Below are 13424 nucleotides of genomic sequence, written 5' to 3' on the forward strand. Positions count from 1 at the left end.
TCGACGGCATCAACAACCGATACGCCTTCATCGTTATAATACGAGGCATATCCAACTGTCACTGTAGATTCGCCCAGAAGTGTAATAGTTGGCGCTGTTTGATCGGTGACTAGTACAGTACGTATTATTGGAGTTGCCAAATTCCCTGCAGCATCTATTGACGCATAAGTGACTTCGTAACTACCCACAGTATTGGTATCAACCGTGTCTGTTACCTCAACAGTTACTTCAGTATCAACGTTATCCGTAGCTGTTGCACCTGCATCGGTATACACACTGCCGTGTGCAATAGTCAGTGGCGTTTCACCGACTAAGCTAATCACTGGCGCTGTTTGATCGGTGACTAGTACAGTACGTGTTACTGAAATTGACACATTCCCTGCAGCATCTGTTGCCGCATAAGTGACTTCGTAACTACCCACAGTATTGGTATCAACCGTGTCTGTTATCTCAACAGTTACTTCAGTATCAACGTTATCCGTAGCTGTTGCACCTGCATCGGTATACACACTGCCGTGTGCAATAGTCAGTGGCGTTTCACCGACTAAGCTAATCACTGGCGCTGTTTGATCGGTGACTAGTACAGTACGTGTTACTGGAATTGCAACATTCCCTGCAACATCTGTTGCGGCATAAGTGACTTCGTAACTACCCACAGTATTGGTATCAATCGTGTTTGTTACGTCAACAGTTACTTCAGTATCGACGTTATCCGTGGCTATTGCACCTGCATCGGTATACACACTGCCGTGCGCAATAGTCAGTGGCGTTTCACCCACTAAACTAATGACTGGAGCGGTTTGATCCGTGACTAATACCGTACGCGTTACTGGTGTTGCGGTATTTCCAGCTGTATCACTAGCAGCATAAATTAATGTGTAACTACCGACGGTATTGGTATTAACAACACCCTCAACACTAATGGTTACTTCTGCATCAACGTTGTCTGTGGCGCTAGCACCTGCATCACTATAGACACTGCCATGTGCAATGGTCAGTGGCGTTTCACCCACTAAACTAATGACTGGAGCGGTTTGATCCGTGACCAATACCGTACGCGTTACGGGTGTTGCGGCATTGCCTGCTGCATCACTCGCAGTATAAGTGAGTGTGTAACTACCGACGGTATTGGTATTAACGACACCCTCAACACTGATTTCAATCTCTGTATCAACGTTGTCTGTGGCGTTAGCACCTACATCGCTATAGACACTGCCGTGTGCGACAGTGAGTGGCGTTTCACCTACTACACTAATTACTGGAGCGGTTTGATCCGTGACCAATACCGTACGCGTTACAGGTGTTGCGGCATTGCCTGCTGCATCACTCGCAGTATAAGTGAGTGTGTAACTACCGACGGTATTGGTATCAACGACACCTTCAACACTGATTGCTACTTCTGCATCAACGTTGTCTGTGGCGCTAGCACCTGCATCACTATAGACACCGCCATGTGCAATGGTCAGTAGCGTTTCACCCACTAAACTAATGACTGGAGCGGTTTGATCCGTGACCAATACCGTACGTGTTACCGGTGTTGCGGCATTGCCTGCTGAATCGGTCGCGGTATAGCTCAAGGTGTATCTACCAACAGCATTCGTATCGACAGATCCTGATCCACTAGTCGCGATATCGTTATCTACATTATCTGTTGCCGTTGCACCAGCATCGGTAAAGCTACTACCTAGTGCAATTATTAGTGATGACTCGCCGATTAGACTAATAACAGGTGCTGTTTGGTCTGTAATCGAGATAGTACGAATTACTGTATCTGCAATATTCCCTGACGAATCAACCGCATTATAGTTAACGGTAAACTCACCAAGCGTGTTCGTATTAACATTGTTCGTCGTAATAACTTCAACACTTGCATCTTCATCATCGTTCGCAACTGCACCAGCATCGACATAATTAGCACCGTATGCAACTGCTTGCTCTGAAAGACCACTCAGCATAATTACTGGAGCAACGTTATCACCAAAGGCACATAGTTCCGCTTGAGATAATTGGGCTTGTTCAATCGTGCTATGTAACGTCGACTGAAGACCAGAGGAACTTTCTATTACAACAGCATCATCAGAAGAAATTAAAGAGTCTGTGCCTTGTATCAAACTAAAAGAACTAACAGCACCGTTATTGCTAGTAATAACTAGGTTTCTACCATCTAGAATATAAGAGGAAGACTGTGACAAATCATTAAGGGACAGATTCCCGTCAGCAAAATTTATTTTAGTAATCGCCTTGTCTTCTATGCGACCGACACAGTTCTGATAATAGCTAGAATTAGTTAATACCGTCTCCAAGACATGCCCTTGGGCTGACTCAGCAGTAACTACGCCAACATCACCATTATTATCATCAATAACTTCAACGAGCACTTCCGCTTCTTCTTGAGTTGTAGGAACACCTTCAAAACCTGGGTCTTTCACAACGGCAGTTACAACTTCCTGATCAATTGTAATACCGTTACTTGGATCACCATCACTATCAAAAGATTGCAGAGTCTGAGTAATAACAGGATCTGTCTCTATAATTACAACATCATCAACCAACACATCCTCAGGTATAACTTTCAGAGTATGCTGCCTTTCTTGATCTAAAAAGAGTTCACACTGGTCGCCCTCATCAAAAAAGAACTCTCCATCTTGACCAGTCAAGCCAACAGTATTTCCACACTCATAAGGTAAGCCAACGACTTCGGAGTCAATGTAGTAGCCTTTTAACGCACCGACGTAGCTATTTACAACCTTTGTTGTATTTCCCTCTCCACCACCACATGCGGACAAACCGACTACGACTGTAGTCATCAAAATATTCCGTAAAAATGTATTCAAAGTCATGAATTTATCCCAATCTATTATGGTTGTGCAGATTAATAACTGTAGCTAAGACCGACTTCATAACGCTCTACATCGTCGTCTAGGAAGTAACGCTCCGTATGAGCAGTCAAAGTGAAGCCTCGAGTCAGCTTCACACCGACACCAAGCTTTATGTACGGCGCAGAGATACGCTCATCGATATCAAAAGCTTCATCATTTATCGTGATTTGATGATCACCTTTCCCGAATAAAAGACCCGCACCCATGCGCACATCGAAACGAGGGGAAACCGGTTTTATATAACTACCACCCAATGTAATTAACATTCCTCCCAGTTGCTGGGAGCTGGCGGATTCAATCTCTGCAGCTGCTTGCTTGGCTGTCTTCCCTTCAGGTAACTTAACATCCAATGTAGAGTTCACTTTTCCAAAACTCTGCAAATTAATATCTAGGCTTAGTCTTGGAGAAATATCGTAAGCTAATCCATAACTTTCTGAATTTTCATCAACATCATTTGTTTCATAGCCATTGACGGTATAACCTTTGGCAGTTAGACCGGCAGCATCAAAAGTATTCTTTAGGTTAACCTTGCCTAGTCCAATTTTTACGGTAATAGGATCATTGCTATCATTAGCAAAGCAAACATTCGGCAACAACAAAATCGCGCCACATGAAACTATTAAATTGATGCATTGATTTAACTTCATCGAAGATTTACCTGCCTCTAGATACCTGAATAAATAACTACCAAGAGCCGACTAATGGTAGATAAAGCTGGATAAAAATCAGCTAGCAACAATAAAGAGCCAAATACATACTAGAACAAGATAAATAGAAAGACAATCATATATTAACAAATCATTAACACTTATCCACAATTAAAATAAATAAGAAAAATCAACAATAATCTCATTAATAAAAACAAGACAAAAAGGTTGATTTACTTTCAGAAATTCATAAATACCAACAATGCAACGAAATAAATTATTCCACACACAAAAAATGCCGCTGTAGTCACCCACAGCGGCATCAATATCCAACCATACTATCTAATGAAAATTACTTAGCTGCATCCGGCAGTGTAATATTCAATTCCAGCATATCCAAATCATCGCCCTTCTCAATCTGAACATTGACAGCATCGTCATCAACTTCTACATACTTACGAATCACAGCAATGATCTCTTCACGTAACTTAGGCAGATAATCCGGCCCAGTATTTCCGCGTGAACCACCTGCATGCTCGTGTGCAATTAAAATCTGTAATCTTTCTTTCGCTGCCTTAGCCGTATTTTTCTTACGATCTTGACGAAATAAGTCAAATAAACCCATGAAGCCCTCCTTAGCCGAATAGTTTCTTAAAGAAACCCTTCTTCTCAACGTTCATAAAACGATGCGGGACATCTTCACCTAAGAAGCGATCAATCGCGTCTGAGTAAGCCATACCTGCCGTACTAGCTTCATCCAAAATAACTGGAGAACCACTATTTGACGCCTGCAACACACTGCCAGACTCAGGAATAACACCCAATAAAGGAATAGACAGAATCTCAACAATATCCTCAACACTTAGCATGTCACCACCTTCAACACGCTCAGGCGAGTAACGAGTCACTAACAAGTGTTCTTTAACACTGCCGCCTTCTTCAGCCACCTTAGAGCGGCTCTGCAAAATACCCAGAATACGATCAGAGTCACGTACAGAAGAAACTTCAGGGTTAGTAACAACAATAGCCTCATCCGCAAAGTAAAGTGCCATGAAAGCACCCTTCTCAATACCTGCAGGGGAATCACAGACAATGTAATCAAAGCCATCAGCTTTCAATTCATTGATCACTGACTCAACACCATCTTCAGTCAACGCATCTTTATCACGTGTTTGTGACGCTGGCAGAATGAAAAGATTATCAACACGCTTATCTTTAATCATCGCCTGCTTAAGCGTTGCTTCACCGTTAATAACATTAACGAAGTCGTAAACTACACGGCGCTCAACACCCATGATCAAGTCTAAATTACGAAGACCCACATCAAAGTCGATAACCGCTGTTTTAAGTCCTTTAGACGCTAGCCCCGTTGCGATTGCAGCGCTACTCGTTGTTTTACCAACACCACCTTTACCAGAGGTGACAACAATTACCTTGCTCAATACAGTTTCTCCTAATTTATTCTACCAAGTGTTTTCCGATACACTTGGGCTGTTCAGCCCAGCAATACTAACAAATAAACCCTATAGATAGTGGCTTATTCTAATGCCTCGATTATTAACTTTTCTCCATCCAAACGAATCACTGCAGGTTTACCGCGTAAATCCGTATCACCTTCATCCAACAACTGATAACGCCCCGCTATTGCAATCAGTTCGGCATCCAATGAACGACAGAAAATACGTGCGTTCGTATCCCCATGAACACCCGCCAACACACGACCGCGCAAAGCCCCATAGACATGAACAGAACCACTCGCCATGACCTCAGACCCTGCACTCGTGTGCGTCAACAACACCGCGTCACCTTCATCTACAAACACCTGCTGACCAGAGCGAACAGGCTTTTCGATAATACGGCTAATTGTCGCTTTTTCTTCTGAAACTTGCGCTTGAATCTCAGAGTCACCATCAGTCTTTGCAGACTCATCCGGCTTGCTAGATTCTTTACCAGATGGCTTGGATGTCGACTTTTTAGGCCCTGCCCGTAACACAGGCCACCCAGACTTAGTAACCATTGCCTGCTGTTCAGGTTCAATGCCACGCACCCCAACAGGTACAAACATTAAATCGGTTAAACACGCCTTAAGCCCTTTCAAATCAAGCTTCTTCAAGTCATCAGTAATGCTACTGCAATCCACAACAACAGGGCTATTCAAAAAGAATGCAGGCACTTCATCACGCTTCGCTTCAATCTGCTGGCTTATTTCCTTTAAATCAGTACTTTGAAGATGCAAAACATTCAGCATCGACATTTCACCTTTTAGCTCCATTACGGCATCGCTCACATTACAGTCCTTGTTCTATATTTCGTAGCTCCCGATAATAGCCCATTTAATATCGCAACTCACTGCTTATAAGCGTACAATTAGCGCTTTTTTAGCCCTACCACGCTATGCCTACTCCAACACTAAACCCAGTCTATCCGTCCAAATCCAATAATCTTATTCATTGGGGACAACTCCACGGTTCAGCTCAAGACCTACTGATCGCTAACGCCGCCCGCGAGTTTCAAGGTTTAATCGTTGTTGTGACACCCGACACGCATAGCGCCTACCTAGCAGAATCACACATTCGCTTCTTCTCAGGGTTAGAAAACGTACACATATTTCCAGACTGGGAAACGCTGCCTTACGATGTTTTTTCACCGCATGAAGAGCTCATTTCTCAGCGACTAAAAACACTGCATCAGCTACCACGCACACAAAAAGGCGTGCTAATCGTCCCTATTTCCACACTAATGCAACGGATAGCACCGGTTGATTACATCAACCAACAAGCATTACTACTGAAGAAAGGCGACAAGCTCGACATCGACGCATTCCGGCAACAACTTGAAGCGTCAGGTTATCGCCACGTTACACAAGTGTATGAGCATGGTGAATATAGTAGTCGCGGCTCGTTAATCGACCTTTACCCAATGGGTGCAGACCAACCGATACGTATTGACTTATTCGACGATGAAATCGACAGCCTGAGAACATTCAGCACTGAAGATCAGAGAACCATTGACCACATAGAAAAAGTTGAACTGTTACCCGCTCATGAATTCCCAATGAGCTCAGAAGGTATCAGCACCTTTAGAAAAAACTATGCCGAACAGTTGGGCGGCGACTTGTCACGTAGTTTGATCTACGACAACGTGACACAAGGGAATCCACCGGCTGGTATCGAATATTATCTACCGTTATTTTTTGACCATACCGCTACACTGTTTGACTACTTACCTGAGAAAACACTGGTTATTTATAACGGTGAAATCGAAGTGTCTGCTGAGCAGTTTGAAAAGAAAATTTACGAACGTCATGAACAACGTCGTCATGATATTGAACGCCCTATTTTACCGCCTGAGCGTCTATTCCTCAGCGCAGAAACGGTGTTCGCTCAACTGGCCAATCTACGTCGCGTTGAAACATCACGCTTCGAGCAGTTAAAAAACAGTCATAACTACCCGCTAAAAACATTACCATCCATGTTGATTCAAGCGCGGAGTGAATCACCGTTGATGCTATTGCAGCAATTCCTAAAACAACATGCAGGTCGCTTGTTGTTTACAGCGGAGTCAGCAGGTCGTCGTGAAAACCTAATTGGCCTGCTGCGCGATAACCATTTCGCAACAAAAACGGTTCCCAGTTGGCAAGAGTTTATCGACGGTACCGAACACTTTGCGGTCACTACCGCGCCACTTGAAGATGGTTTATGGATTAATAATGCCGACGACCCAACACAGTCGCTAGCCATTATTCCAGAAGGCATGATCTTTGGTCAGCAGGTACAACAAAAACGTCGTCGCCGTAAACCAACGCGTGACTCTGATGCCATCGTTCGTAACCTTACCGACCTAACGGAAGGCTCACCTGTTGTTCACGAAGAACACGGTGTCGGTCGATACTTAGGCATGCAAAAGCTCGACGCTGGCGGAATTACTCAAGAATTCATTACGCTAGAGTACGCTGACAAAGCCAAGCTTTATGTACCCGTGTCATCGCTTCACCTCATTAGTCGTTACACCGGTACTAGTGCTGACAAAGCACCGCTACACAAACTCGGGAATGATCAATGGGATAAGGCACGTAAAAAAGCCGCACAAAAAGCCCATGACATCGCTGCTGAGTTATTAGAAATCCATGCTCACCGTGCCGCGCAACAAGGTCATGCGTTTCCGTTTAATGAAATTGAATACAACATGTTTTCAGAAGCCTTTGGCTTTGAAGAAACACCTGACCAAGCCACCACTATCGAAGCCGTCATTGACGACTTATGTGCGGCTCGTCCAATGGATCGAGTGGTCTGTGGTGATGTTGGTTTCGGTAAAACCGAAGTGGCCATGCGTGCCGCTTTTGTTGCCGCTAACGGTGGCAAGCAGGTAGCGATGATCGCTCCGACAACCTTGTTAGTACAACAGCACACGCGTAACTTCCAAGATCGCTTTGCTGATTGGCCGTTTGAAATAGCCTCTCTGTCACGTTTTGGAACCGCTAAAAGCACCCAAAAAACACTCGACGACCTCGCTAACGGCAAGATCAATATTGTTGTCGGTACGCACAAACTCATCCAAGGTAACGTCGCCTTTAAAGACTTAGGTCTTGTGATTGTCGATGAAGAGCATCGTTTTGGTGTACGCCATAAAGAACAGCTGAAAAAGATGCGCGCCAACGTGGACATGTTAACCATGACCGCAACACCGATTCCGCGTACCTTGAATATGTCACTGTCAGGCCTGCGTGATCTCTCGATTATTGCTACTCCTCCTGCTGCTCGTCATGCGATTAAAACCTTCATTAATGAGTGGGATAAAGCCACCATTCAAGAAGCTTGTGCCCGTGAGTTGTCACGTGGTGGACAGGTTTATGTGTTGCACAATGAAGTAAAAAGCATTGCTAAGATGGCAGAAGACCTACGCGCCATGCTGCCCGATGCATCGATTCGATTTGCTCATGGCCAAATGCCTGAGAGCGAGTTAGAAGGCATCATGAAAGACTTCTACCACCAACGATTCCAAATACTGGTAGCGACCACAATCATTGAAAGTGGTATCGACGTTCCGACGGCCAATACTATCTTGATCAACCGTGCTGACAAGCTTGGTTTAGCGCAATTACACCAGCTACGTGGTCGTGTCGGTCGTTCACATCACAAAGCTTATGCTTACCTGATCGTGCCTAACCGCAAGAACTTAACCAATGATGCGAAGAAGCGTTTAGAAGCACTGGAGTCTTTGGAAGACTTAGGTGTTGGTTTCACGCTGGCGTCGCATGACTTGGAGATTCGTGGTGCGGGTGAGTTGTTGGGTGATGATCAAAGTGGACAGATTCAAGAGATCGGTTTCACTATGTACAACGACTTACTTGAACGTGCGGTTAAGGCGCTGAAAGCGGGTAAATTGCCAAGTCTTGATGTTGGTGGTGGTAAGCAGACGACGGTTGATTTGGGTGTACCTGCGCTGATCCCTGATGACTACTTACCTGACGTTCACAATCGTTTGATTTTGTATAAGCGTATTGCGAGTGCGGAAGATGCTGAGTCACTGAAAGACTTGCGGATTGAAATGATTGATCGCTTTGGTATGCTACCTGAGCAGACGAATAACTTGTTTGAAAGTACGCGTTTGAAGCAGATTAGTCAGGAGCTTGGGATTCTTAAGCTTGAGTTGGCGGCTGAAGGTGGGCGCATTGTGTTTAATGCTGCGCCGAATATTGACCCGATGAAGTTGATTCAGTTGGTTCAGAAGCGACCTTGGGAGTTTAAGCTGACTGGGCAGGATAAGATTAATTTTGAATATCCTGAGTCTACGGTTGAGCAGCGGGTTCAGTGGATTAAGCGGCTGTTTAATGACATTAAGGTTGATGGGTAGTCGTTGACTGCGAACCAGTATTAACCTCACTACGCCGACGCGCTTTGCGCGAAAGGACTTCGTGAGGTTAATACTGGTTCTTGTTTTGGTGGAAAGTACTGAAAGTTGGGAGAGTTGATTTGATCCACATAGTTTTAGATACAAATATTTACCGAAACAACCCTGCAAGAGATAACTTGGATTTCAAAGCACTTGAAAGGCTTTCCAACGCTGACTTAATTTGCCTACATATTCCTTATATTGTTCTACGTGAGTTCCAAACCCAACAACGAGATATTTATAACAAAGACTTAGAAAAATCCGTTAGTGGACTGAATAACCTCTCTAGAAGGCTCTTAGATGAAGACATTCTAAAAAAGCTTACCTCAATAAAAGAAGAGCTTGAGCAAGAGTCAGAAAAAATTCTTTCTAGTGCAGAACACCAAATAACTAGCTGGGCTAGTAATATTGGAGCCAAATTACATCCATTATGCTTGGATCAAGCAAGCTTAGCTTTAGAAGCATACTTTCAAGGAAAGCCACCACTAAAGTCAGTAAAAAAACGCGAAGATATTCCCGATAGCTTTATCGTCCAGTCAATCTTTAAACTTCACAATGATCACAACTCAATTCATGTTGTAGCAAACGATAGAAAAGTCAGGGAAGCTTTTACTGATACAAAAACTATTAACACTTATAGCAGTCTTGCCGAACTAATTGAAACTGACCAAATTCAAAACGAATTAAAAGAAGCAGATTTAGTAGATAACCTTGGTATATTAGTCACCGCTTTAGAACAGTTTGAAGACGAAAACACCGCAATCAAACAATTCCTTTCAAATAATATTGGCGAATACCTTGTCGGGAAATCATTCTATGAATTATCAATACAAGATGACGATAATGAAGTAACCATACTCAGCTATAACGAAGCAGATAATATTCAATTAGAGGTTCCTGAAGCTAAATATTACGGTAATGGACAATTTGGGGTTCCTTTTCAGTTAAGAATTATAGTCAGTGCTTTTTTCTATATCCTCAAGTCTGAATATTACTCTCGAGATATAGAAAGAGAACATTTACCATCTGTATCCGACCACAATACACACTGTTTTGAGGCCGAAGATGAGTTTGAATTAAGTATTTCTGGCTTGGTCTCGATAACAATCAAAAGAGATGACCTTAATATCAGTGAGCTAGCCAATAACATTATGGAAGATTCCTTAAAGATAGATGAGATATCTAATATCGAAGTCGACTAACAAGGTAAACCCAGACTAGAACTTTCATAACTGTCACACATCCGAAACACAACTCCCTTACAATATCGCCCATTCATTTACATAAAGGGTTACCCCAATGGCAAACATCGGTATCAACGGCTTCGGTCGAATGGGTCGCTTAGGCGTTCGCGTAGCATGGGATAACCCAGCATTCAACTTCGCACAAGTAAACGAAACCTCAGGTAACGCAGCAACCTCTGCTCACCTCCTGAAGTTCGACTCAGTACAAGGTACATGGCCTATCGACTGCGAAGCTGATGAAACCAATATGATCATCGCTGGCAACGCGATTGCCTACACCTCTAACGAAACAATTGCCGAGACTGACTGGTCAGGCTGCGACATCGTGCTGGAGTGTACGGGTAAGTTCCGCAAGGTTGAGGAGTTACAAGCTTACTTTGACCAAGGTGTGAAGAAAGTCATTGTTGCAGCCCCTGTCGATGGTGCATTGAATATCGTTTATGGAGTTAACGACGACTTATACGATGCAGAGGCTAACCACCTACTGACAGCAGCATCTTGCACCACAAACTGCCTAGCGCCTGTGATTAAAGTGATTCAGGAAAAAGTGGGGATCAAGCATGGTTCGATGACGACCATTCATGACATCACCAACACCCAAACTATTATCGATAAAGGCCATAAAGACCTACGTCGTGCTCGTGCCTGTGGACAGTCGCTTATTCCGACAAGTACCGGTTCTGCTAAAGCGATTACTAAGATATTCCCAGAGCTTGAAGGCAAGTTAAATGGCCTTGCGGTACGTGTGCCACTGCTCAATGCTTCGCTAACTGACCTTGTGTTAGAAGTTGAGCGTGCAGTAACGGCTGAGGAGATTAACGGCCACTTTAAAGAAGCCTCGGAGACTTACCTAAAGGACATTTTAGGTTACGAAGAGCGTCCGTTGGTATCGGTTGATTACAAAGGTGATCCGCGTTCTTCGATCATTGACGCGCCTTCAACGATGGTCATTAACGATACACAGCTAAAGATTTACGCGTGGTATGACAACGAATGGGGTTATATGAATCGCATGATGGAGTTGACTGATAAGGTCGCTAAAACGCTATGAAAATAGCCCGTATTAGTCGTAAAGGTAATACGGGCATTTATAATTTTACTTAACGTTAGTTTCTTCTAACTTTTTCATGACTATTCTAGTACTACTACCAAGTCGTTTAATGGCGCGACTTAACGCACCAATTTCATCTTTTCTATCGGTGTACTCAATCTCACTATCTAGTGCACCTCTGCTGTATTCAGAGGCAACTTCCGTCAGCCTTACCAGCGGCGAAGTCATGCTTTTTATCATATAGATAATAACAGGCAATATAATAACGAAAAATGCCAGCAATAATACAACCGACCATTTAACTAAAAAGCTATTAGAAAAATCATTCATAGTGGTAAAGATCGCTGCTTCTTTTTCTTTTATATCGTCAATGTAAACGCCTGTTCCTATAGAGTATGAGCTTTTAGGAATCATACTTATATAAGATAGTTTCGGCTGATTTCCTTTCCCTGGCTTATCCCAGTAATACTCAACAAACCCTCCACCTGATTTTGCCGCTTCATCTAAGGCTTGAATCAACAAAAAACCATTGGCATCTTTTAGGTTAGTTAAATCTTTCCCTTCAAGCTCAGGTTTTATCGGATGAAAAAAGTTAACGCCGCCTTCGTATATAAAGAAGTAACCTGACTTGTCAGGGAGAAAACGTGCGCCTTTAGAAAGAGTTGAATACGTTTTATATATTTCGTCCTTATCCGTCATACCTTCTGTAGCAGCAGCTAACGTTGAAGCCATTACATCAACGATATCTTTCAGCTCGCTCTTATGCCCAGCGAGTACTTCTTTACCCGCACTCTGTATCCCAATATCTCTAATTTGGTTGGACATTTTATGATATCCAACACCTGTCAAAATTGTAAATAGTATGAGTACGCAAACAAGCACGATAACTTTCACACTAAAGTTGAAATTTTTCCACATAAGTTGAACCAAGGATTAAGATTTTGAAACTAGCCATATAGTCACTATATTCTATCAATATAGCACCACCTACAGGATGAATATATAAAGACTTAACCCAGAAAAACTAGATAGTATTACCACACTAATGAATGACTTTAAATAAAACATAATAAAATGCTCCTTATGATCTGTTGTGGTCAACTAAAACTGGCCACCTCTTTAGAGGTTAATCCAAATTTTTCTTCTGCCATTATTGGCGATAGCCCGCCATTGTTAGCATGTGGGCGGTAACGATTATAATACTGATTAATGTATTGAGTAATCGCCTGAGCACCTTCGTTAAATGAAACGTAACCTGATTTTGGCATCCACTCGGTTTTAAAGCTTCTAAAGAACCGTTCTACGGGTGAATTATCCCAACAGTTTCCTCGTCGGCTAAGGCTTTGCCTCATGCCAAAATGCCACAGGCATTGACGGTACGCCTTACTGGTGTAGTGGCAGCCTTGGTCACTATGAAATAGAATACGTTTAGGTTTCCTTCTGCTTTCATAGGCCATTCTTAATGCCTTTTTTGTCAGTTCGCTATCTGGGCTTTTACTGGTAGCAAAGCCAACGATACGCCTTGCATATAAATCAATGACCACTGCAAGATACAACCAAGTTGAACCCGACCAAATATAAGTGACATCACCCGCCCAAACTTGATTTGGCTTGCTCGGCTGAAACTGCCGATTAAGCACATTTGGTATGCTTAGGTGTACTTTTTCTGCCTTTGCGTAGCGGTGAGTAGGTTGCTGGCGACTCACTAGAC

Annotated in this window: 10 protein-coding genes; 3 read left to right on the forward strand and 7 right to left on the reverse strand. The window is 43.2% G+C overall.

Translation table 11 applies throughout. The features are described 5' to 3' along the window. The 5 genes from DKT75_RS12315 to minC all read right to left on the reverse strand — a co-directional run. Positions 1–2807 (reverse strand): beta strand repeat-containing protein (locus DKT75_RS12315; protein ID WP_158278858.1); only part of this gene is annotated, 2807 nt, incomplete at its 3' end. Positions 2808–2872: 65 nt separating this feature from the next. Next, entirely contained in the window at positions 2873–3526 is a 654-nt protein-coding gene (locus DKT75_RS12320) for a hypothetical protein (RefSeq protein WP_109823743.1), read from the reverse strand. 352 nt (positions 3527–3878) lie between these two features. Then, on the reverse strand, positions 3879–4151 hold the full coding sequence (minE, locus tag DKT75_RS12325; RefSeq protein WP_109823744.1) for a cell division topological specificity factor MinE: 273 nt from the start codon (positions 4149–4151) through the stop codon (positions 3879–3881). Between the two features lie 10 nt (positions 4152–4161). Further along, positions 4162–4968 carry a septum site-determining protein MinD gene (gene minD / locus DKT75_RS12330; protein ID WP_109823745.1) on the reverse strand — a complete coding sequence of 269 codons (807 nt, stop codon included), beginning with the start codon at positions 4966–4968 and terminating at the stop codon, positions 4162–4164. A gap of 95 nt (positions 4969–5063) precedes the next feature. Next, entirely contained in the window at positions 5064–5813 is a 750-nt protein-coding gene (gene minC, locus DKT75_RS12335; RefSeq protein ID WP_245923197.1) for a septum site-determining protein MinC, read from the reverse strand. Positions 5814–5920: 107 nt separating this feature from the next. Between minC and mfd the strand changes: the two genes are divergently transcribed. The 3 genes from mfd (at position 5921) to DKT75_RS12350 (ending at position 11713) form a co-directional block, all read left to right on the forward strand. Then, positions 5921–9379, forward strand: coding sequence for a transcription-repair coupling factor (mfd, locus tag DKT75_RS12340; RefSeq protein ID WP_109823746.1), 3459 nt, complete (start codon positions 5921–5923; stop codon positions 9377–9379). A gap of 119 nt (positions 9380–9498) precedes the next feature. Further along, a complete protein-coding gene (locus DKT75_RS12345; RefSeq protein ID WP_281271424.1) occupies positions 9499–10620 on the forward strand; it encodes a PIN domain-containing protein in 1122 nt (373 codons plus the stop codon). Between the two features lie 97 nt (positions 10621–10717). After that, positions 10718–11713, forward strand: a complete 996-nt coding sequence (locus DKT75_RS12350) for an ArsJ-associated glyceraldehyde-3-phosphate dehydrogenase (protein ID WP_109823748.1) — start codon at positions 10718–10720, stop codon at positions 11711–11713. Positions 11714–11758: 45 nt separating this feature from the next. Here the strand turns inward: DKT75_RS12350 and DKT75_RS12355 are convergent, their stop codons facing one another. Together DKT75_RS12355 and DKT75_RS12360 are read right to left on the reverse strand one after the other, a co-directional pair. Further along, positions 11759–12538 carry a cache domain-containing protein gene (locus DKT75_RS12355; RefSeq protein ID WP_211665409.1) on the reverse strand — a complete coding sequence of 260 codons (780 nt, stop codon included), beginning with the start codon at positions 12536–12538 and terminating at the stop codon, positions 11759–11761. A 272-nt stretch (positions 12539–12810) separates the two neighbouring features. Then, on the reverse strand, positions 12811–13424 hold a 614-nt coding region (locus tag DKT75_RS12360; protein WP_146201369.1), incomplete at its 5' end, for an IS3 family transposase.

Origin of the sequence: Leucothrix arctica (assembly GCF_003172895.1) — a bacterium.
GTDB lineage: Bacteria > Pseudomonadota > Gammaproteobacteria > Thiotrichales > Thiotrichaceae > Leucothrix > Leucothrix arctica.

Coding starts and splice junctions, on each gene's coding strand:
- DKT75_RS12320 (WP_109823743.1), bottom strand. CDS start 3,526: ATGAAGTTAAATCAATGCATCAATTTAATAGTTTCATGTGGCGCGATT.
- minE (WP_109823744.1), bottom strand. CDS start 4,151: ATGGGTTTATTTGACTTATTTCGTCAAGATCGTAAGAAAAATACGGCT.
- mfd (WP_109823746.1), top strand. CDS start 5,921: ATGCCTACTCCAACACTAAACCCAGTCTATCCGTCCAAATCCAATAAT.
- DKT75_RS12350 (WP_109823748.1), top strand. CDS start 10,718: ATGGCAAACATCGGTATCAACGGCTTCGGTCGAATGGGTCGCTTAGGC.
- DKT75_RS12355 (WP_211665409.1), bottom strand. CDS start 12,538: ATGTCCAACCAAATTAGAGATATTGGGATACAGAGTGCGGGTAAAGAA.